This window comes from Neobacillus dielmonensis (genome assembly GCF_000612665.1).
Taxonomy (GTDB): domain Bacteria; phylum Bacillota; class Bacilli; order Bacillales; family Cytobacillaceae; genus Neobacillus; species Neobacillus dielmonensis.
Genome location: NZ_HG942080.1, coordinates 75,225 through 96,589, shown reverse-complemented (window position 1 = coordinate 96,589; position 21,365 = coordinate 75,225). Strand labels below are relative to the sequence as shown.

Below are 21,365 nucleotides of genomic sequence, written 5' to 3'. Positions count from 1 at the left end.
TCCAGATAGACGATCAATATCACTATTATCAATTACGAAGAAGTGATTTTCAGGTACCAATTCTTCAATAGACACAAATTCATATTCAATTTGGGCGGACTCTTTAGGTTTAAACAATGCCATTCACCTCATTAATAATCTATTGTTAATGATATTATATCATATTAACGCGGTGAACTGTTAAAGTAATTAGATGTAATAAGAGGCTGCCGAAGGGTTTTTCGACAGCCTGAGGGCATACTTGATGTATGCCCTTTTTGTGTTGGGAAATTTATAACCAATTCATAATGCTTTTTTGGTTTGTTTCATATACAATTATGATTATGCTTACGTTAGTTTTAAAACTTAACAAGGATGGTTATCAATATGAAAACGGCAATTGTCACGGACAGTACCGCGTACATACCGAAGGAAATAAGGGAGAAATGGAATATTCATATGATCCCGTTACAAGTTATATTTGGAACAGAGGTTTACCGAGAAGAAATTGATATATCAGCAAGTGAATTCTACGAAGAGGTAAAAACGAAAGAGCTGCCAACAACCTCTCAGCCTCCAATCGGTCAGTTTGTTGAATTATTTGAGAGCTTGTCGGAGGAGTATGATGCTGTCATCTGCATTCATTTATCCAGCGGAATCAGCGGGACCTGCCAGGGAGCTATAACAGCAGGCAATATGGTAGACGAGATTGAAGTCTATGCTTTTGATTCGGAAATCAGCTGTATGGTTCAAGGATTTTACGCACTTGAAGCGGCTGAAATGGCTTCAAAGGGTAAAAGTCCTCAAGCGATTTTAGACAGGCTAAGCGAGCTAAAAAAGACTGCCAGTGCGTATTTTATGGTTGATGACCTTTCTCATTTACAGCGGGGTGGAAGGTTGTCAGGTGCACAAGCATTTATTGGCAGCCTGCTTCAAGTCAAGCCATTGCTTTATTTTGAAAATAAGGTAATTGTTCCATTCGAAAAAATCCGTACCCGGAAAAAGGCATTGAAACGAATCAGTGACCTGCTGGGAGAGGATGTGGCTGGCAGCGAAGTCTACCGTGCCGTTATCATTCATGCAAATCGTGAAGGGGAAGCGAACGAGTGGAAAGCTGAATTGGAAACTTTATACCCTAATGTTGAGTTTTCTATTGGCTATTTTGGTGCTGTCATTGGCACTCATTTAGGTGAAGGATCAATGGGAATGGGCTGGATGAAAAAATAACACATCAAAAAAGGACTAGAGATTTTCTCTCTAGTCCTTTTTAATAACTGAAAAACTTGTTTACTAAATAAATATTAATAAACTTTAAAGTACTCATCAATTCCATCAGCAATCGCTTTTGCCAATTTATTTTGATAGGAATCCGTCGCTAATTTTTGGCGCTCACTTGCATTGTTAATAAATCCTAGCTCTAGTAAAGTTGCAGGCATAGCTGCTTCACGTATAACTGCAAATGACTGTCCATCAGTTCCTCGATTATATGCACCTGTATACTCAACCATATTACTTTGGATGATATTTGCAAGTGACATACTTTTGGCAATTCGTTCTGGATTGTTATGCATATCTTGGTTAATTTTTGATTGATAATCCGGATCGTATTTATAAAAGTAAGATTCGATACCAGAAGCAGAGGTAGACACTGACCCTGTTGAGTTATGGTGGATACTTACAAAAATATCCGCAGCAAGATCATTGGCCATTTGAGAACGATCAAGCAATTCGACAAACGTATTATCACTTCTGGACATATAGACCGTGTAGCCGCGTGCCTCTAACAACGCTCGGACTTTCTTGGCAACAGCCAAATTCAAATCAGCTTCTCGGTATCCGCCACCGACTGCACCAGAATCCCATCCACCATGACCTGGATCCAGAAATACTGTTGATTGATTTTGCTTAAAGATGACAGTGGTTGCGGGGATTGTATTAACACGCCCTGTCTTTCCTGTTTCTCTAATGGTAATGGTATGTTTTCCATCGCTATATTTGGCGGTGTCGAGAGTATAGTGGAAACCAGCCTTGCCGTTGCCATACTCAGGAAAAGCCTTTTGGACATCCCGCCTTGCATCTCCGTATATGGCCTTGCCATCTAAGACGCCATCTACCAATACTTCTATCTTTTCTACTTCGAATTCATCAAGCAGCCAACCTGAAAGGCTATAAGTACCTTTAATTTTTGTGCTGGAAGCAGGATTGTCCAGATATCCTTTAAAGTTTGCAATGTTAATCGAAACAGCCAATGTATTTATGCTGCCATTCGTCCCAGTTTCCTTAATAGTTAAGGTATGGTTTCCATCCGTTATGCCTGACGTATCTAGTGTATAATGAAAACCAGCGTTTCCATTACTGTATTCCGGAAAGGCTTTTTTGACATCAAGCCGCTCATCACCATATGTAGCTTCACCTGATATATGCCCGTCCACCATAACCTCTATTTTGGAAACGGAGCTAGGATCTAAGAACCAACCAGAAACGGTCGTTTTACCTTTTACATTAGATCCATGAACAGGATTATCCAGGTATCCTATCGCTTCATTTCTGATGTTCACCTTCACTTCCGGTAATAACGTGGTTCGGCCGTTAGTCGAGGTTTCTTGAATGGCAATTGTATGGGGGCCATTATTGAATTTGGTTGAATCCAAGGAATAATGGAAACCGGCATTCCCATTATTGAACTCCGGAAAGGCCTTTTTGACGTCCTTTCTTTCGTCTCCATAAATGGCTTGACCAACAATTATACCATCCACCAATACATCAAGTTTGGATACCCCACTTGAGTCCAGAAACCAGCCTGAAACATTAGTCTTTCCTTTTAGGTAGTCGCTAGAAATCGGCTGGTCCAAGTATCCCCTTGTGTTTGAAAATGACACTGTAATTGGTGATAACGTCGTTACTTGTCCGTTTGCACCTGTCTCTCTAATAGTAATAGTATGATTACCATCACTGTATTTAGCAGTATCAAGATTGTAGTGATATCCTGAAAATCCATTTTTATATAGAGGATAAGCATTTAAGACATCTAATCTTGCGTCCCCATAAGTTGCGTCTCCAGCTGCGGCTCCATCCACCAATATTTCGATTTTGGTAACTCCACTTTTGTCTAAAAACCATCCAGAAATGTTAGCAGTTCCCGTTAGATTCGTACCTAATGCCGGATTATCCAGGTAACCTTTCACATTTGAAATAATGATAGAACTGTTGGATAATGTAGTGACCCGACCATTCAATCCTGTTTCTTTGATCGTAAAGGTATGGAGTCCGTCACTATATTTGGTAGTATCAAGAGGATAATGAAAACCAGCTTTTCCATTGTTGTACTGCGGATTGGCTTTTTGAACATCAGGTCTTTCATCGCCATAGGTTGCTTCTCCAGCCACAATACCATCTACTAATATTTCAATTTTAGCAACGCCGCTATCATCTAGAGCCCAGCCCGAAATGGTATGAGTCCCAATTAGTGTTGCTCCGGGAAATGGATTGTCCAGATACCCTTTCACATTGGCAATTGTAACAGTATTTCCGGGGATTGTGATATTCCGGCCGTTCAAACCTGTTCCGCGAATTGTAACAGTATGTACCCCATCAGTGAAATTAGTGGTGTCGAGGGTATAATGAAAACCTGAGTTCCCGTTATTGTATTGTGGATAAGCCTTTTGGACATCCGGTCTTTGGTCTCCGTATTCAGCTTGACCAACTACGGTCCCGTCCACTAACACTTCAACCTTTGAAACACCCGTATCATCTAGGTACCAGCCATTCACTGTGGTTTTTCCCTTAACAGTATTACCATTTGCTGGAGAGTCAATATTACCTAGTGCTCCCGTTGTTTGTGCGGAAGCTTGTGATGGAACTCTTGCGAACAATACCAAAACAATTCCTGCTAATAAAATTACTCCAAAATTTTTTAAAACTCTCATTTCTCATCCTTTCGGCTAGGTTATTAACAAATTCAATAATACTATTGTAATAGTTAAAAATATATAAAAACTTACATTTCCTATTTTAATATTTTGCCAAACAACATTTTTAGTTGAAATGAAAAAAAGAAGGAAATGATATACGAAAGGGAGAAATTAATGAAGTAACTTAATAGAAAAGAGGTGGAGATCATGTTATGCGATTTTTAGTAAATAGTAACCACTTACTCCCAGAACGATGTCTTTCAGGTAATTCTTCCCGAATATCGCAAATCCCCATTATACCTCAACCGCTGCTAAACTATAAATTTCCTTTTAATCCTAAACTTCAGTTGCTTCTCGCCGGTAAACAAATCCTCCTTGATGACATTCCTTTCCCATTCGATGAAATTCAATCCCACTATGAGAATGGGTATATCACTTACCGAAAAGGCATTGAGTACCAAGGAAAACTGCCAGTCTGTGTCCGGTGTGGAAACAAAGACCCGCAGCAGTTTGGTTCATTTATGTGCGCGAGGTGTGGGGAGCAGTGCCTTTACTGCCGTCACTGCATCATGATGGGGCGAATCAGTGAATGCACACCGCTCATTGGCTGGAATGGGTCAGAGCCAGTTACTGAGGTCCCAGACAAAATCATGGGCTGGTCAGGAACGCTTTCCAAAGGTCAGCAAGAAGCTTCGGACCTAGTGGTCGAAGCGATTCTCCAAAATAAAGAATGGCTTATATGGGCTGTTTGTGGTGCAGGAAAGACGGAAGTTCTTTTTGCTGGAATAGAGGCCGCACTTTCTGCCAAAAAGAGAATTTGCATTGCAACGCCGAGGACGGATGTTGTCCTTGAACTATTTCCTCGTCTGAAAGCAGCTTTTCCTGCCATAGACATTGCTGCCTTATACGGCGGAAGTGAGGATCGCCATGTATATGCTCCACTTACAATTGCCACTACCCACCAACTGCTCCGCTTTTATCATGCCTTTGATGCCATTATTCTCGATGAAGTCGATGCTTTTCCATATACGGTAGAGGAATCTCTTCAGTATGCTGCCATTCAGGCCCGTAAGCCTGTGTCTGCAATGATTTATTTAACTGCTACTCCAAATCAAAAGTGGCAAAGAGAATGCCGTTCGGGACAAAGGAATTTCACTACCATTCCAGCTCGCTTTCACCGACATTCGCTGCCCGTACCACAGTTCAAGTGGTGTGGGAATTGGCAAAAGCTGCTTTACAAAGATAAGCTTCCTCCTAATGTTATTCAATGGGTCAAAAGCAGGCTGGATTCCGGTAAACAGGCCCTGCTGTTTTTTCCCCATATTCCAATGATGGAAAAAGCCCTTGCGATCCTTCGCCCTCTTACTCCCAATATAGAAGCGGTTCATGCCGAAGACCCTGAGCGGAAAGAGAAGGTCCAAAAAATGCGATCAAAAGAACTTAAACTGTTGCTGACGACTACCATTTTGGAACGGGGGGTTACTTTTCCAAACATTGATGTTGCTGTAATTGGTGCAGAAGATATCATTTTTACCGAGAGCGCCCTTGTCCAAATTGCCGGAAGAGCAGGGCGAAGTAAGGACTATCCGGATGGAGTAGTAACGTTTTTTCATTATGGTAAAACAGAAGAAATGTTGAAAGCTAGAAGACAAATTCTCATGATGAATCGAGAGGGCTTTAAGGTAGGACTGCTTGACCGGGAATCATTTAAAAAGGAGGGGAGGATTTGAATAATTTCCAACAGGAGCGATGCTTGATTTGTGGACAATTCATTACCGCCGTTGTCGGCTGGGGGTGGATTTTTTCAATGGAAACTGAACATGTCATTTGCGAAGCTTGTGAGGGAAAGCTTGAAAGAATTGAAGGGGAAACATGCAAAATCTGCGGGCGCTCATTTGAAGCATTAGCCAATACATTTCGGATTGGAGAAATCTGTAATGACTGCTGTCGCTGGGAAGAAGACCTTCAATGGCAGGGACTGCTTGAAAAGAATTTTTCCCTGTTTCATTATAATGATTTTTTAAAAGAAGTAATCGCAAAGTTCAAATATCGTGGTGATTATATTTTGGCAAAAGTATTTTCTGATGAGATTAAAAGCAGGCTAGGGAACATGGAGGCCGATTTATTTATTCCGATTCCATTAAGTGAGGAACGACTTTATGAGCGAGGATTTAATCAGGCGGAAGCCCTGTTACTTGAAGCGGGATTTGCCCCTGTGAAAATGCTTACTAGAGTCCATTCGGAAAAACAATCAAAAAAGTCCCGGACAGAGCGTATCCACCTTCCACAGGTATTTCAACTCATACCAGCCCCTCAGCTGCAAGGAAGAAAGGTTATTCTCGTGGATGATATCTACACAACAGGATCAACCTTAAGGCACGCTGCTAAGCTATTAAAAGAAGCTGGCGCCTTTAGTGTGAATTCCTTAACTATTGCGAGGTAGACGATACATTAGGACCACTTGTAATAGAGGAAAGGACGGCAGTACTTTGCCGCCCACACGCTTTCCTCATTCCCTCATCTCAAGTGCTTTCTGTGCAAGTTGCATATCGTTTCCTAACAGCCTTCCCAGGTCATAGGCAGGATAGTAGCCATGCTCATGCATATAATTAAACACTCTTTCATGTCCCTGAATGGCACCCGTTAACTGTTTACTAAACGTTCTTCTCAGGGCAGGTGTCGCTGTTTCCGTGATCGCAATCGCTAAATTTCGCACCAGTGTTTTCGATAGGGCAAGTAAGTCAGCGGCGAAAAAGCCCAAATCTTCGCGGACTTCCTCATCTCGAGCCTGATAACCTGCGGCTTGTGGATAAAACTTCAGCAATTCACGAAGGTTGGCTTCAAGGTCGCGGATACATCTCCGATACAGTTCTTTTAATCCCGGGTCGTTCACCTTGTTGATAGACATTTTCAGCTTCATTAGCCCCGTTGATTGGAATGCGACCAATTCGTGCAATTCCAAGGTCTCATGCCAGGCCAAAGTTCTTCTCTCTTCTGTGGTCATCGAGCATCCTCCTTTGATTTCACATCAATTTACCTTATTCCATGGCCTTATTACTGGAAAATTGTCCCTAACAATATTAAAATAAAGATGAATAACCAATCATTTTACCTAAATCTTTTATGAAAGGCAAAGGTGATTACCAACGTTCTCACTATTTTCCCGTTGTTTTTGTCAATAAATCGACAAATTATTTATTTTGAACTAGCAGGATTCTCATAGGGTAAAATAGAAATGTAATAACATAGCCTTAAATAAAGGAGGACTCCACACATGAACTATAACGTACGTGGTGAAAACATTGAGGTAACTCCAGCAATCAGAGATTATTTGGAAAAGAAAATTTCTAAATTGGAGCGTTATTTTACAGAAGCACCAAATGCTAAGGTTAATGTCAATCTTAGATTTAATCCAGATAAAACTTCAAAAGTCGAAGTAACGATACCGCTGCCGAATTTAACTCTTCGTGCAGAAGAAATGAATGCTGATATGTACGCAGGAATTGACTTAATTACTGACAAACTAGAGCGGCAAATTCGTAAGCATAAAACGAAAATCAACCGGAAGTTCCGTGAAAAAGGAAATGTGCCGCCTGCTTTTGCTGCGACCAGCAATTCGGAAGTTCTTGATGAAGACGATGATTTGGAATTAGTCCGCACCAAGCGGTTTGATTTAAAACCAATGGACAGCGAGGAAGCCATCCTGCAAATGAACCTGTTAGGTCACAGCTTCTACGTGTTCACAAATGCCGATACCAACAGGACCAATGTCGTTTACCGCCGCAAAGACGGACGTTATGGTCTGATTGAAGCACAATAATATCTTAAAAACGAAACGCTGCTTGGCTAGTGCTGAGCAGCGTTTTTTGCGTGATTGTGAAACTAAAAATTTCTAATTGTAAAATTATTTAGATATACTAAATTTTGAGACTTCATTATAATAGAAAACAAGAATAAGAGAAAGAGGTGTTAGTCGTGCAGTTTGATTTTCAATATCAACCATATCCATCTCAGCGGACAACGGTATTAGCCAGCCGCGGAATGGTAGCCACCTCCCAGCCGCTCGCTGCACAGGCGGGTCTTGATATTTTAAAAAGAGGCGGTAATGCCATTGATGCGGCGATTGCAACAGCTGCGGCTTTAACGGTGGTCGAGCCGACTTCCAATGGAATCGGCGGCGATGCGTTTGCCCTTGTTTGGACCAAAGGACAGCTTCATGGACTTAACTCAAGTGGCCCGGCACCGCAAAAAATGACTATTGATGCGATAAAAGAAAGAGGCTATGACAAAATCCCATCACATGGACTAATCCCTGTCACAGTACCAGGTGCACCAGCAGCATGGGCTGAATTATCGAGAAAGTTTGGCCGGCTTCCGTTGACAGAAGTGCTAAAACCAGCGATTGAATATGCGGAAAACGGCTATCCATTGTCCCCGACACTGGCAAAATTTTGGGACCGGGCTTTTAAAAACTTTAAACAGAACCTAACTGGGGAAGAGTTCCATACTTGGTTTGAAACATTTGCCCCTAAGGGACGAGCGCCGAAGGCAGGAGAAATCTGGAGTTCGAGGAACCATGCGAAGACGTTACAGGAAATCGCCGATACGGGAGCGGAGAGCTTCTACCGTGGGAAAATTGCAGAACAAATAGCGGACTTTTCCGAGCGCTGCAATGGGTTCATTTCCAAAGAAGATTTAGCAGGCTACCAGGCAGAATGGGTGAAGCCGATTAAGGTTCACTACCGCGGCTATGATGTATGGGAGATTCCGCCAAATGGGCAGGGACTTGTAGCACTTTTGGGATTAAATATTGCAAAAGGCTTTGATTTTGCAGAAAAAGAGACGGTCGACACGTATCATAAGCAAATTGAAGCGATGAAGTTAGCTTATACAGATGGCAAGGCATTTATTACCGATCCTTCCGATATGAAAGTGACGGTTGAGACTTTGTTATCAGAAGAGTATGGCGCGTCCCGTCGAAGTGAAATTGGTGAGGAAGCGATCACGCCGAATCCTTATCAACCGCCTAAAGGTGGTACGGTGTATCTTGCTGCTGCGGACGGGGAAGGTAATATGGTTTCCTTTATTCAGAGCAATTATATGGGGTTTGGGTCTGGAATTGTTGTGCCGGGAACAGGTATTGCCCTGCAAAATCGCGGTTATGATTTTTCATTGGACCCAGTGCATCCAAATGCATTAAGGCCGGGCAAGAAGACGTATCATACGATTATTCCTGGATTCTTAACAAAGGGGGGTCAAGCGGTTGGACCTTTCGGGGTAATGGGTGGCTACATGCAGCCGCAAGGCCATATGCAAGTCATCATGAATACGATTGACTTCGGATTGAACCCACAAGCTGCACTTGACGCGCCAAGATGGCAATGGATTGAGGGGAAAAAAGTTCAAGTTGAGCCCCATTTCCCGAACCACATTGCTCAAGCGCTGGCAAGAAAAGGGCATCAGATTGAGGTGGCTGTTGATTCCGGCGGCTTTGGCCGCGGACAGATTATTTGGCGTGACCCGGAAACGGGTGTATTAATGGGTGGCACCGAACCTCGTACGGATGGGTCGATAGCTTCGTGGTAAAATAACATTAGCTTAGAAAGTTTACCTAGTTCGGCGCTGAAAGACATGAATGCAACAAGGGGCGAATAAGTTGAATGGATAAAGGTTTGTTTAGTTTATTTTGAGAAAGGGGGGACCAACTTTGAAGCAATGGCACATCTTTTTAGCTTTCTTCCGAGTTGGCATCCTTGGATATGGCGGCGGGCCGTCTTCGATACCGCTTGTACATAAGGAAGTAGTGGAACGATATAAGTGGATGGATTCGGATGAATTCGGCGATATATTGGCGCTCGGAAACGCGCTGCCCGGACCGATTAACACCAAGATGGCAGGATATATCGGTTACCGGGTTGGCGGATATTTGGGGATGATTTGTGCAGTGGCTGCAACCATTGTCCCAACGATTATTCTGATGGTTATACTATTGACGTCATTGAATGCGTTTAAGGACAAACCGTGGGTCCAAGGGGCGGTCAAAGGAGTGGTTCCGGTGGTGGCCGTTATGCTGGGAACCTTGACATGGGATTTTGTCAAAAAATCAAAAAAGTCCAACTTGGGCTGGAAATGGACGATTCTTTTAGTCATTGTGAGTCTGATCATCCTCCAGGGGTTCGGTCTCCATCCAGCCATCTTAATTTTTGCGTTATTATTGGGTGCCCTTTTAAAGGGCGGTTCTGGTAAGGCGGCAAAGAAAAAGGAGAAGGAATCAGCATGATTTACTTGCACATCTTTTTAGCGTTGTTTATCCCTGGAATTCTCGGGTATGGCGGCGGGCCGTCTTCGATTCCGTTGATTGAAGCAGAGGTGGTCGACCGCTATCATTGGATGACGGTACAGGAATTTTCCGAGGTGCTGGCCATGGGCAACGCGCTTCCTGGTCCAATTGCCACGAAAATGGCAGGATATATCGGTTACTCCCAAGGTGGAGTGCTGGGTGCAATTGTCGCGGAATTTGCAACGGTAGCCCCGTCGCTGATTTTAATGATTGCTCTTTTGAGTTTGCTAATGAAACATAAAGAATCACCAAGGGTTAAAAATATGACAACCGTTGTTAGACCTGTTATTGCGGTGTTGCTTGGAGTGATGACGTATGATTTCATTTTTCAAGCTTATCACGATTTTGGGATTTGGCAAATGCTGTTTATCGGGGTTGTGAGTTTTATATTAATGGAAAAAGTAAAAGTGCATCCTGCCTATGTGATTGCCGGGGCATTAGTATACGGGGGATTCTTTTTAGCTTAAGTTTGGAGGGGAAACGATGACTTTTTCAATTGTGGGTTATGACCCGGTCGAAAAAGAATGGGGAATTGCCGTTCAGTCGAAGTTTTTGGGAGTAGGAGCAGTTGTTCCTTGGGCCAAAGCGGGAGTGGGGGCTGTAGCAACGCAGTCGTACGCGAACACTGCATACGGTCCAAAAGCTTTAGAAATGATGGCGGAAGGAAAATCGGCTCAGGAAACGCTGGACTTGATTCTGGTGGGTGACCCAGACAAGGAAATGCGGCAGGTCGGATTGATTGATGCTGAAGGAAATGCTGCGATGTTCACAGGTTCTGCCTGCTATGATTGGGCCGGCGGTGTGACGGGTACTCATTTTACTGCGCAAGGGAATATTTTGGTTGACGAAAAAACGGTAGCTGCAATGGCTGAGACTTTCCAGCAAGCTAAAGGCTCGCTTGCTGGACGCTTGTTGGCGGCACTAGACGCGGGCCAGGAAGCGGGCGGCGACAGCCGCGGCAAACAATCAGCTGCTTTATTGGTGGTCAAAGAAAATGGTGGCTACGGCGGATTCAATGACCGTTATATCGATCTTCGAGTAGACGACCATCCGGAGCCTATTAAAGAGCTGATACGAGTTTATCAGCTCCAGCAGCTTTATTTTGCTCCATCGAATCCTGAAAAAGTGAAGGCCGTAGAAGGGGAGGTCAAGGAAGAGGTCATCCGACAGTTAGTGCGGCTTGATTATTTGCCCGGGGACTTTGGGGACGACGAGGCCTTGTACAGAGCGGTGACGACGTACCTTCATACCGAAAACTTTGAGATGCGGGAGCAGAAACCCGGTTGGATTGATTTAGAGGTATTGGAGTTTATGAAACAGCAAGTTTAATTGTTTAAGCCAGGCAGATGCCTGGCTTTTTATGTTTTGCTAAGTTGGGAGTGGGATTCTGCAAAATTCAGAGTGGATTCTACTAAGTTTAAAGTTATTCTGCAAAGACCGGGGATAATTCAACACAAATTGGATATATGTGGAAAATTTATGATGCATTTTGGGGTATTCTACAAAAATCAGAGGGAATTCTACAAAATTTAAAGTTATTCTACAAAAGCCGGGGACAATTCAACACAAATTGGATATACATGGATAACCTATGATGTGTTGTGGGGTATTCTACAAAAATCAGGAGGAATTCTACAAAGTTTAAAGTTATTCAACAAAGATCGAGGGGAATTCAACATAAGGTGGATATAAATGGAAACGAAAGTTTGCTATAACGAGCAAGTCACCGTACAATTACAAGCATCCACAACAAAAAAAGAGAGCCGACTGGCTCTCCCGAAAATGAACTTACATCGCTGCCCCGTGGCAGTTTTTATATTTTTTGCCGCTTCCACAAGGACATGGATCGTTACGGCCGATTTGCTCCTTGTTTACTTTCGGCTTACGTTTAACAGTTTCGCTGTCTTCCTTCGGATTGACCGCCTGTCCTTTCGCGACTTCCTGGCGCTCCAGGTTATTGCGGATCTCCGCTTTCATAATATACATCGCGGTTTCATCTTCAATCGATTGGATCATGGCTTCAAACATCGCAAATCCTTCTTGTTGGTATTCACGAAGCGGGTCAATTTGTCCATAAGCCCGGAGGTGGATACCTTGGCGAAGCTGATCCATTGCATCGATATGGTCGATCCATTTTGAGTCAACTGCACGAAGCGTAACAACTTTTTCAAACTCGCGCATTTGATCTTGAAGTAATTCTTCTTTTTCGTCGTAACGCTGTTTGACTTTTGCAAAAATCAGCTCAACCATTTCATCTGGGTCTTTACCTTTTAATTCTTCCAAGGTAATTTCGCCTTCTGGAAGCAGGTTGGCATGCACGTAGTCGACAAGGCCTTGCAGATTCCATTCTTCCTCATCCTCATGTCGCGGCGTATGGGCTATAACATTGCGCTCAATCGACCTTAGAATCATGCCTTGGACAATTTCTTTCAGATTTTCTGATTCAATGACTTCATCACGCTGTTTGTAAATAATTTCCCTCTGTTGGCGTAGAACATCGTCATATTGAAGGAGCTGTTTACGAGCATCAAAGTTATTACCTTCAACCCGTTTTTGAGCAGATTCCACGGCACGTGTCACCATTTTGCTTTGGATGGCCTGGGAATCGTCCATGCCAAGTCTTTGCATCATGCTCTTCATATTGTCGGAACCAAAACGGCGCATGAGTTCGTCTTCCATTGATAAGTAGAACTGGGTAATACCTGGGTCCCCTTGGCGTCCAGAACGTCCACGCAACTGGTTGTCAATCCGGCGGCTTTCGTGGCGCTCAGTACCGATAACGGCAAGACCGCCTAATTCTTTTACACCTTCACCAAGCTTGATGTCTGTACCACGGCCTGCCATGTTGGTGGCGATGGTAACAGCACCTTTCTGGCCGGCTTCCAGGATGATTTCTGCTTCGCGGGCATGGTTTTTGGCATTCAAGACATTGTGACGGACGCCTTTCTTCAGTAACATCTTCGAAATCAATTCAGAGGTTTCAATGGCTACTGTACCAACTAGTACGGGCTGCCCTGTCATATGTCGTTGGGCAATGTCCTCTACTACTGCTTTGAACTTGCCTTCCATGGTGGCGTATATTAAGTCAGCACGGTCATCACGGACCACCGGACGGTTGGTTGGAATCACGATAACATTCATATTATAGATGTTACGGAATTCTTCTTCTTCCGTTTTGGCAGTACCGGTCATACCCGCTAATTTTTCATACATCCGGAAATAGTTCTGGAACGTAATCGTTGCCATGGTCATGCTTTCATTTTGAATCTCGACGCCTTCTTTTGCTTCAATCGCTTGATGCAAGCCTTCGCTGTAGCGGCGTCCCTTCATCAAACGGCCGGTGAATTGGTCAACGATGACAACTTCCCCATCCTGTACCACATAATCAACATCAAGGTGCATAGTTACGTTAGCTTTTAGAGCTTGGTTGATGTGATGGTTTAGGGTTACATGTGAAATATCAAATAGATTTTCAATTCCAAAGGCTTTTTCCGCTTTGCTGATTCCTTCTTCTGTCAACATAACAGCTTTGATTTTTTCATCATAGGTGTAATCCACGTCTCTGGTTAAAGTTCGGACAAACGCGTTTGCCTGCATGTAAAGAGTAGTGGATTTTTGAGCCTGGCCTGAGATAATTAATGGAGTACGCGCTTCGTCGATTAGGATGGAGTCAACCTCGTCGATCACCGCATAAAAAAGCGGACGCTGAACTTTTTGTTCCTTATAAAGGACCATGTTATCTCTTAGGTAGTCAAAGCCGAACTCGTTGTTGGTTCCGTATGTGATATCAGCAGCATAGGCTGCTTGCTTTTCATCTTTATCCATGCTGTTTAAGTTCAGACCGACTGTTAATCCTAAAAATTGATACAGTTCACCCATTTCGGTGGCGTCACGGCTTGCCAAATATTCGTTGACGGTTACCACGTGTACACCTTTGCCCGATAGAGCATTCAGATATACCGGCATGGTAGCTGTTAAAGTTTTACCTTCACCGGTTTTCATTTCCGATATGTTACCTTCATGGAGAGAAATACCGCCCATGAGCTGTACATGGTACGGATAAAGGCCGAGTACGCGGCGGGCACCTTCCCGGACAACGGCAAACGCTTCAACTAGCAGGTCATCGAGTGATTCTCCTTTTTGATAGCGGGCCTTAAATTCTTCTGTTTTTTCGCGAAGCTGTTCGTCAGTAAGTCCCTCAGTTTCGGAAGCTAGTGCTTCTATTTGGTTAGCGAGCTTGTCTAATCGTTTTAGCTCACGTTTGTTCAAGTCAAAGACTTTATTTAAAATCCCCATATTATGATGAACGCTCCTTTTTGTCTTTACTCAAAAGCCTCTAAATACTATTGATACATAAAGATAATCCTTCCTTCATCTTACCATTTTCAGTGATAGAGTGACAACATGTTAGCGTCTATGCAGATTTTGTCATTCTTTGTTGAGTCTCCATATTCAATCATAAATCCAGAGAAAACGGAATTTAATTTATCTTTTTAAAAATCCCTCATCTAAAATGTTCGGATTTTCGACAAAAATGGCAGCTTTGTGACTTTCTGTAATCTGTCACTATCCTTACGAAAGATAGAAGATTGAAAGTCTAGTGAAGAATGAATAAATGGAAGTAAATATGTATATTTATGAGTTTTGTCTTTGTGTTTACACTGTAGTTACGTTGATAATAGAATCCTTATATATCAACATTTTCATGTTGTTTTTGGGTGGAATTACATGATTCTGCAACATGGTAAAATATTCACAAATTGTACATTGGAATCTACTTTGAGAATGATAGATACTACCTTTAGAGAGGTTAATCTGGAGAATAAATAGATATCCAATTAAATATGGGAAGGGTGAGGAAAGTGGCCTTTTGGGGGAAAAAGAAAAATAAAGAGACCGATCCCGAAACGAGAGAAGAGAAAAAGAAGGGACTCTTTCGCAGACTTTGGCACTGGGTCAAAAATATAGACTGGAAAGACCCGGTCACACGCTGGAAAGTGATGTTTGTTTCACTAATAGGACTCATTGTAATCGGTGGTGGAGGTTATGGCGTCATAGCGTTTACCAACTCTCCGACATTCTGTTCCAGCTGTCATGAAATGGCACCGGAATATTCCACGTATACCGCCAGTGCTCACAATAATATTACTTGTGTCCAGTGTCATATCAAACCAGGCGCAGTCAACATGATTACCCACAAGATGAAATCTTTAAAAGAGGTTTATTATCACGTAACAGGTGTTCCGGAACAAATTGTTCAAACCGAAGAGGAAGCTGTTACAAATCAAAACTGTTTACAATGCCACTCCAAAAACCGTTTGGTAACAGCATCAGGTGATTTAAAGGTAAACCATAAGGGACATATTGACGAAGGAATTCCATGTATCTCCTGCCATGCAGGGGTTGTTCATGCGAAGATAGCCGCACGGGGAATCAATACCGAAGAGGTACGCGGAAACTATGACGAGGCAACTGCACAAAAAATCATGGAAAAGAAATATATGGCGCCAAACATGGGTACCTGTATCGACTGTCATGACAAGGTCAATAGTGGAGAGAAACCGTGGAAGGATGTTGCCTACTTAGTGCCTCCGAATCCGGAGGAAATGGAGAAGAAGATTGAGGAAAATAATAAAGAAAGTGCAGCAGATTCTGGAAAAGAAGCCACATCCGAAGAATCAGCAGAAGGCGCAGCGCACGACGAAAAGACCCAAGATATTATTATTCAGGCAATCGGCAAGCAGACAAAAGATGCGAAGGTTTCAATGGAGTGTAAAACATGCCATAAGTCGACAGACATTCCTAAATCACATACTGCTGTAGATTGGAATCAGAGCCATGGTGGAACTGCAATTGCAGAGTTGGATAAATGTATGAACTGCCACCAGGATTCAAAATGGATCAGGGAGATTCCAAAAGAAGACTTAATGTCGATTCTTAAACTGAAACAGCAAGAAACACCTGGAAGTAAATATACTCCTAACTTGACTGTCGTAAAAGAACAGGCTCGGATTAATAATTTCTGCAGCGCCTGTCACGCAAATCGGCCAGCAAGCCATGATCAGAGCAACTATTGGCTGACCGGACATGCTTATACCGCCCAAACAGCTGAGAAAAAAGCTGAGTGCTTTGTTTGTCACGACCGTGAAAAACCGGTAGAAGGTTCAACTGAAACAAAAGCACCTACCGATGTTTATTGCCAATATTGCCATCGAACAGGGTTTAAATCCGATGTGCAATAACAAGTCATATTAAACTGGAGGGATGCTTTTATGGAAGAGGAAAATCAGAAACGATCAGCCCCTCCGAGGATTCGCTATAAGTTGTTTAAAATTGGAACTTTAACAGTTTTGTTTTTAGCCCTCTTCTTTGCTATTGGAGGATTAGGGCTAAAAGCTACCTCTAGCTCAACGTTTTGCTCATCCTGTCATGAGATGAAACCAGAGTATTATACTTGGAAGGCTTCAACTCATAGTGAGGTTGACTGTGTTAACTGCCATGTTGAAGCAGGGGCAAAGAACGTAGCGAAAAGTAAAGCGGATGGGGCAGTCGGCTTTTATAAGAAAACTACTAACACTTATACGGCACCGATACAAATGCCGAAGGAGATACCTAATTCAGCGTGCGAAGAATGTCACGATATGAAAACGAGGGAGGTAACCGCCTCCGGAGATCTTATCATTCCTCATGATAAGCATTTGGAAAAAGATATTCAGTGTACAAAATGTCATAGTGGTGTTGCCCACGGCAGTATTGCTGAACGTAATGTGACATTTAAATCAGACTACGAAAAATGGGATACATCGCTAGGAAAAACAATGATGAGTGATATCAAGTTTACTAGAACAAAAATGGAAACATGTATGGAATGCCATGAGGCACGTAACGTAACAACTGAATGTGAAGCCTGCCATAAAACAGCCATGTATCCAAAAAGCCATAAAAACGAAGACTTTAAGCTGAAGTCCCATGGCTTACAGGCAAAAGATAATGTAAAGGATTGTAATAACTGCCACCAGTATATGTCAAAAGAAGAGATTACATTATTTAATGGCAAGCCCGCATATACACAATTTTTAAACAGCGGAAAAGTAGAAACAAAACAAATTAACCAGCAGGAATATGCAAAGGAAAATACATTCTGTAAAGCATGTCACCTTCAACGGCCTTCAAGTCATAATAAAGAATTTATTAACAGCCATGGCGTCCTTGCGAAAAAGAACGAGGATTCTTGTTTAACTTGCCATGATTATGAAAAGACGGGGAACAACAAAACATCAAATGTGACTTGCAATAGCTGCCATCCCAGCAGTCATGAGGACAAGGAATGGAGAGAAACACATCCTATTAGACTGCCAAATGATGTTAAGGTATCGGAGACTTGTTACCAATGTCACAATGAGAAAAAATGTTCTTCCTGCCATAAAGAGGATTAGTTATTTCGAATAGTAGGAGGATTCGTATGCAAGCAGAAGAAGCATTTCAGCCAAAAGAGCCTGAAGAGAGAGTAAAAAAAGCCAAAAGGGAACGATTTACTTGGTGGCAATCAACTATATTGCTGGCGGGTACTTTAGTAATTTGTTTACTTGCCGGATATTTTATAAGTGATAAATACCTTTGGATGGATACCAACTCTAAACAAATTGCAGAGCAAATCAAATTTTATAAAGATGAAGTAAAGAAAAATCCAAACAATCCGAAAGACCGGGTGCAATTAGGCTATTCCTATTTTTTAGATGGAAATTACGATGGGGCCATTAAGGAATATAAAACAGCAAAATCTCTTGATAAAAATTACTTTGATGCCTATTTAAACTTAAGTATTGTTTACGATAAACAAAAGAAATATGATGATGCTTTGCAAAATGCTATTAAAGCAACAGAAATTTCTCCCAAAGATTACAAGGGACATCTTTTAAAGGGAAGATCCTATCGCAACTTAAAAATGTATAAGGAAGCCGAAGAAGCATTAACAGAGGCTGACAAATTAAATCAAGGAAATACGGATACGATTTACGAGATAGGATTAGTTGCAGAAAATCAAGGAAAGAAAAAAGAAGCCGAAGCCATTTATAAGGATGCTCTAGCCTATGATCCTCTTTATAAACCGGCATTAAAAGCCCTTGATAGATTGGCATCCAAGAATTAAATCTAGGTATAAAAGGAGTTGGACCCTTTGAAAAGAAAAACCGTGTATATATGGATGGGTTCTATTGTTGGATTATCCGTTATTTTGTTTTCGGCCATCTATTTCTTGAAATTAGGCAGTAATGTTGACAATTTTGCCAATAAAGTGAATGGCGGACAGCCGCAATTCAGTTATTTTATTCAAGGGGAATTCAAGGCACCGCTTGATAAACCAATGGATGTGTCCAAAATTGGGGAATATGTCTATGTAACAGATACAAACCATAAACAGGTCCAGGTTTTTGACACCTCTGGCAACCCAATCTTTAAGTTTGGAAAAGAGGGTACAGGAGAAGGTGAATTTAAATTTCCTTATGGAATTGCTGGAGACAGTAAGGGAAACGTCTATGTGGCTGATTTATACAATGGGAAAATTTCCATTTTCAGTGAAAAGGGGGAGTTTAAAAAATACTTTGAAGAAAAGGATACTTCTACCCCTGCTATTACAAGTCCAAGCGGCCTGAGAATTTTTGATAATAAGCTTTATGTCACGGACATCCAGGGTAAAAAAGTAATGGTCTTTAACCTCGATGGAAAAAAACTTTTGGAAATTACAACAGCAGCTGGACAGGATGATTTTTTAAATTCCCCAAACGCGGTTACTGTTGATCAGAATAAGAATATTTATGTTTCTGATTCAGGTAACCAAAGGGTAGTAGTTTATGATAAAAAAGGAGAATTCAAAAGGACCATTAATGGCAGTAAAGATGCAAAGGGTCAATCGAAATTTGTTAATCCAAGAGGAATAGCCGTAGACTCAAAAGGAACATTGTTTTTGATTGACAATATGACTCACTATGTATACGCATTTGACAATAAAGGTAAGCAAATTTATCAATTTGGCGGATTGGGTGCAGGAAATGACCAATTTTATCTCCCTAATGGCCTATATATCGATGAAAAGAGTGAGTTGTATATAACGGATACCTTTAACCAAAGAGTGGCTGTTTACTTTTAATGTTAAAAGAACTCTTTAAGGTGGTGATGCGTGGAATAGAGAAAATGATAAATTTTTATCCTTTTTTAATTTAGAGAGAAAAAGAGAGAAATAGGGAGGTTTTTGGAATGAGCAAGAAGAAACTCGGCTTCTCACTACTCTTAGCTTTATTATTAGTGGGAATGTTCAGTACTGCCGCATTTGCGAGAAGTCCATTAGGTTTCTCCGCAACACAAAATTCAGACAACACGTTTAAAGTGACATTTAAAGGTCTAGCTACAGATGCAGCGGGTACAGTATTTACCGTTACCGTCAGGGATGCGGCCAATGCGGTTGTAGACACCCGGGATGTAACAACTGATAGCAGTAAAGCCGGCACTTATACAACCCCAGTTTTAACTGTTAATGCAAGATACAACATTGAACTAACTTATAAAGACAAAACCGATATTGTTGCAAGTTCTTCTGTTGTTGTGGCAGATTATAGCAATATTGAAGGTGCGAAAGCCTATGTAGACCATACCACCAATTATCAAAACAGCAACGAAACTGGTTTTGAAGGCTTATCAAAAAATATCGGTAAAACTGATTTGCACGCAAGACAAAATATGCACGGGTCCTATCAAAACAATACAAACTCTTGCGCTAGCTGTCACCAAACCCACACAGGTGAAGATGACATGCTGCTATTCAGAGATGGAGCTTACAGCACTTGTGCTGCCTGCCATGACGGTACAATGGGAGCCAATAATGTATTTGATGCACCTAAAAAGGATTCAGTAGCAGGTACATTTGGCGGAACTCATGACGGTAATATGTCTATTCACTTAACAGATGGAACCGTAGATGTTAAAGCAGCACCAGGTGGAAACCATAGTGAAACTGGGGCCTGGGGAGAAGAATTCAGCTGTGCAAGCTGCCACAATCCACACGGTTCTGACAGCGCAGCTAATTTGAAAACTGACCCAGCCGGCTGGATTACTTTAGAAAATAAAATTACAGATGACAAAACTAATGGCGGTATGAAGTTTGTAGACAGAGCTGTTTATGAAAAAACTGCGTTACCTCCAAAAAATGTTGGTGATTATATCCTAGTTAGAGAAACAGTATTTACTCTTGCTGATGTTAATGCAAATGCATTCTTCAAGAGAAATGGAGTTCCTGCAGGTTCCACTGTTATTTCCACATACAGATGGGATTATAAGGGTGAGAAAGCTAAGTATATCCAAGACTCTTCCTTATGGATTCGCAGTGATGGCAACCATGCAGGCCCAACGAACACTGTTTTGAAGGCAGCAGGTGTTGAAAAGCCTGCAACTGATAACTTTGTTTATGTATGGAAAGACGGTTTTGCATACAGCAAACCAGGTGATACAACTGCAAAAGCTATCGATACGGCTACATTCCTAATTGGTGCATCTGTTGACGAGGTTTCAAATCTTTACGATTACTTTGATAGCAATTCAACTACTTATGTTGTAGACAGTGGCGTTCAAATGAGCAAGTTCTGTGCTTCCTGCCACACTGACTATTTATCGGCTACACGTACAAACGAAACAGGAGTATTCTCAGTAGCTCATCGTCACCAGACAAATACTGACAGATTGACTTGTGTACGCTGCCACTATGCACATGGTACTGATGCTACTATTATGAAAGACTCCTTGGATAAAGACTTGACTGCGTTAACTGCTGCTGGCGGAAAATTCGCTGGGGATAAAGATGCTGCTTTAGATTACTTGAAAGATCCTAACCCATCATCTGCCTTAAAACGTTACACTGGCATGGCTGTATGTTTTGGATGTCATGACGGTTCAATTGCTAATGATGAAACGACTTGGAGTAATTACAGTCCATTACAACCAGGGGTTAAGCAATAAAAAAAGCCAACAAATAGCACCACTACTTGTTAGCTAAAATGAAAAATATTTAATACTGATAGTAAGCAAGGTAGCAATAGTAATATTGTTACCTTGTTTTTATTATCCCACAGATTCACAATTTTGACAAA

Annotated in this window: 16 protein-coding genes; 13 read left to right on the top strand and 3 right to left on the bottom strand. The window is 41.9% G+C overall.

Annotation, left to right across the window (positions count from 1 at the left end; translation table 11 throughout):
• Positions 1-366 precede the first annotated feature (366 nt).
• Complete coding sequence (locus BN2425_RS19630; protein WP_042463075.1) at positions 367-1,206, top strand: DegV family protein; 840 nt, start codon at positions 367-369, stop codon at positions 1,204-1,206.
• A 74-nt stretch (positions 1,207-1,280) separates the two neighbouring features.
• Here the strand turns inward: BN2425_RS19630 and BN2425_RS19625 are convergent, their stop codons facing one another.
• A complete protein-coding gene (locus BN2425_RS19625; protein WP_052352972.1) occupies positions 1,281-3,905 on the bottom strand; it encodes an N-acetylmuramoyl-L-alanine amidase in 2,625 nt (874 codons plus the stop codon).
• Positions 3,906-4,102: 197 nt separating this feature from the next.
• On the opposite strand from BN2425_RS19625, the gene BN2425_RS19620 reads away from it, so the two are divergent.
• Both BN2425_RS19620 and BN2425_RS19615 read left to right on the top strand, forming a co-directional pair.
• Positions 4,103-5,620, top strand: a complete 1,518-nt coding sequence (locus BN2425_RS19620; RefSeq protein ID WP_042463073.1) for a DEAD/DEAH box helicase — start codon at positions 4,103-4,105, stop codon at positions 5,618-5,620.
• On the top strand, positions 5,617-6,333 hold the full coding sequence (locus tag BN2425_RS19615) for a ComF family protein (protein ID WP_042463070.1): 717 nt from the start codon (positions 5,617-5,619) through the stop codon (positions 6,331-6,333). Before BN2425_RS19620 ends, BN2425_RS19615 begins: the two co-directional genes overlap by 4 nt.
• Before the next feature lie 66 nt (positions 6,334-6,399).
• Here BN2425_RS19615 and BN2425_RS19610 read toward each other — a convergent pair whose 3' ends face one another.
• On the bottom strand, positions 6,400-6,894 hold the full coding sequence (locus BN2425_RS19610) for a spore coat protein (RefSeq protein ID WP_042463067.1): 495 nt from the start codon (positions 6,892-6,894) through the stop codon (positions 6,400-6,402).
• Between the two features lie 270 nt (positions 6,895-7,164).
• On the opposite strand from BN2425_RS19610, the gene hpf reads away from it, so the two are divergent.
• The 5 genes from hpf (at position 7,165) to BN2425_RS19585 (ending at position 11,559) form a co-directional block, all read left to right on the top strand.
• Positions 7,165-7,710: a ribosome hibernation-promoting factor, HPF/YfiA family gene (gene hpf, locus BN2425_RS19605; RefSeq protein WP_042463065.1), complete on the top strand. Its 546-nt coding sequence runs from the start codon at positions 7,165-7,167 to the stop codon at positions 7,708-7,710.
• Positions 7,711-7,931: 221 nt separating this feature from the next.
• Complete coding sequence (ggt, locus tag BN2425_RS19600) at positions 7,932-9,476, top strand: gamma-glutamyltransferase (RefSeq protein WP_042463098.1); 1,545 nt, start codon at positions 7,932-7,934, stop codon at positions 9,474-9,476.
• Between the two features lie 121 nt (positions 9,477-9,597).
• On the top strand, positions 9,598-10,170 hold the full coding sequence (locus BN2425_RS19595) for a chromate transporter (RefSeq protein WP_042463063.1): 573 nt from the start codon (positions 9,598-9,600) through the stop codon (positions 10,168-10,170).
• On the top strand, positions 10,167-10,697 hold the full coding sequence (locus BN2425_RS19590; protein ID WP_042463061.1) for a chromate transporter: 531 nt from the start codon (positions 10,167-10,169) through the stop codon (positions 10,695-10,697). Before BN2425_RS19595 ends, BN2425_RS19590 begins: the two co-directional genes overlap by 4 nt.
• A 16-nt stretch (positions 10,698-10,713) precedes the next feature.
• Positions 10,714-11,559 carry a DUF1028 domain-containing protein gene (locus tag BN2425_RS19585; protein ID WP_042463059.1) on the top strand — a complete coding sequence of 282 codons (846 nt, stop codon included), beginning with the start codon at positions 10,714-10,716 and terminating at the stop codon, positions 11,557-11,559.
• Between the two features lie 459 nt (positions 11,560-12,018).
• On the opposite strand, the gene secA is transcribed toward BN2425_RS19585, so the two are convergent.
• Positions 12,019-14,526 (bottom strand): preprotein translocase subunit SecA, encoded by a 2,508-nt coding sequence (gene secA, locus BN2425_RS19575; protein WP_042463055.1) that lies wholly within the window; start codon positions 14,524-14,526, stop codon positions 12,019-12,021.
• Between the two features lie 566 nt (positions 14,527-15,092).
• Between secA and BN2425_RS19570 the strand changes: the two genes are divergently transcribed.
• From BN2425_RS19570 to BN2425_RS19550, 5 genes are all read left to right on the top strand, one after another.
• A complete protein-coding gene (locus BN2425_RS19570) occupies positions 15,093-16,472 on the top strand; it encodes a NapC/NirT family cytochrome c (RefSeq protein WP_042463052.1) in 1,380 nt (459 codons plus the stop codon).
• A gap of 30 nt (positions 16,473-16,502) precedes the next feature.
• On the top strand, positions 16,503-17,666 hold the full coding sequence (locus tag BN2425_RS19565) for a NapC/NirT family cytochrome c (RefSeq protein WP_042463050.1): 1,164 nt from the start codon (positions 16,503-16,505) through the stop codon (positions 17,664-17,666).
• A 26-nt stretch (positions 17,667-17,692) separates the two neighbouring features.
• Entirely contained in the window at positions 17,693-18,379 is a 687-nt protein-coding gene (locus BN2425_RS19560; protein WP_042463046.1) for a tetratricopeptide repeat protein, read from the top strand.
• A gap of 27 nt (positions 18,380-18,406) precedes the next feature.
• Positions 18,407-19,375: a 6-bladed beta-propeller gene (locus BN2425_RS19555; protein WP_042463043.1), complete on the top strand. Its 969-nt coding sequence runs from the start codon at positions 18,407-18,409 to the stop codon at positions 19,373-19,375.
• 107 nt (positions 19,376-19,482) lie between these two features.
• A complete protein-coding gene (locus tag BN2425_RS19550; protein ID WP_042463037.1) occupies positions 19,483-21,234 on the top strand; it encodes a cytochrome c3 family protein in 1,752 nt (583 codons plus the stop codon).
• Positions 21,235-21,365: the final 131 nt, after the last annotated feature.

Excerpts from the sequence above, each read along its gene's own strand:
- BN2425_RS19630 (WP_042463075.1), top strand. The coding sequence starts at position 367 with ATGAAAACGGCAATTGTCACGGACAGTACCGCGTACATACCGAAGGAA.
- BN2425_RS19625 (WP_052352972.1), bottom strand. The coding sequence starts at position 3,905 with ATGAGAGTTTTAAAAAATTTTGGAGTAATTTTATTAGCAGGAATTGTT.
- BN2425_RS19620 (WP_042463073.1), top strand. The coding sequence starts at position 4,103 with ATGCGATTTTTAGTAAATAGTAACCACTTACTCCCAGAACGATGTCTT.
- BN2425_RS19610 (WP_042463067.1), bottom strand. The coding sequence starts at position 6,894 with ATGACCACAGAAGAGAGAAGAACTTTGGCCTGGCATGAGACCTTGGAA.
- hpf (WP_042463065.1), top strand. The coding sequence starts at position 7,165 with ATGAACTATAACGTACGTGGTGAAAACATTGAGGTAACTCCAGCAATC.
- ggt (WP_042463098.1), top strand. The coding sequence starts at position 7,932 with ATGGTAGCCACCTCCCAGCCGCTCGCTGCACAGGCGGGTCTTGATATT.
- BN2425_RS19590 (WP_042463061.1), top strand. The coding sequence starts at position 10,167 with ATGATTTACTTGCACATCTTTTTAGCGTTGTTTATCCCTGGAATTCTC.
- BN2425_RS19585 (WP_042463059.1), top strand. The coding sequence starts at position 10,714 with ATGACTTTTTCAATTGTGGGTTATGACCCGGTCGAAAAAGAATGGGGA.
- secA (WP_042463055.1), bottom strand. The coding sequence starts at position 14,526 with ATGGGGATTTTAAATAAAGTCTTTGACTTGAACAAACGTGAGCTAAAA.
- BN2425_RS19565 (WP_042463050.1), top strand. The coding sequence starts at position 16,503 with ATGGAAGAGGAAAATCAGAAACGATCAGCCCCTCCGAGGATTCGCTAT.
- BN2425_RS19560 (WP_042463046.1), top strand. The coding sequence starts at position 17,693 with ATGCAAGCAGAAGAAGCATTTCAGCCAAAAGAGCCTGAAGAGAGAGTA.
- BN2425_RS19550 (WP_042463037.1), top strand. The coding sequence starts at position 19,483 with ATGAGCAAGAAGAAACTCGGCTTCTCACTACTCTTAGCTTTATTATTA.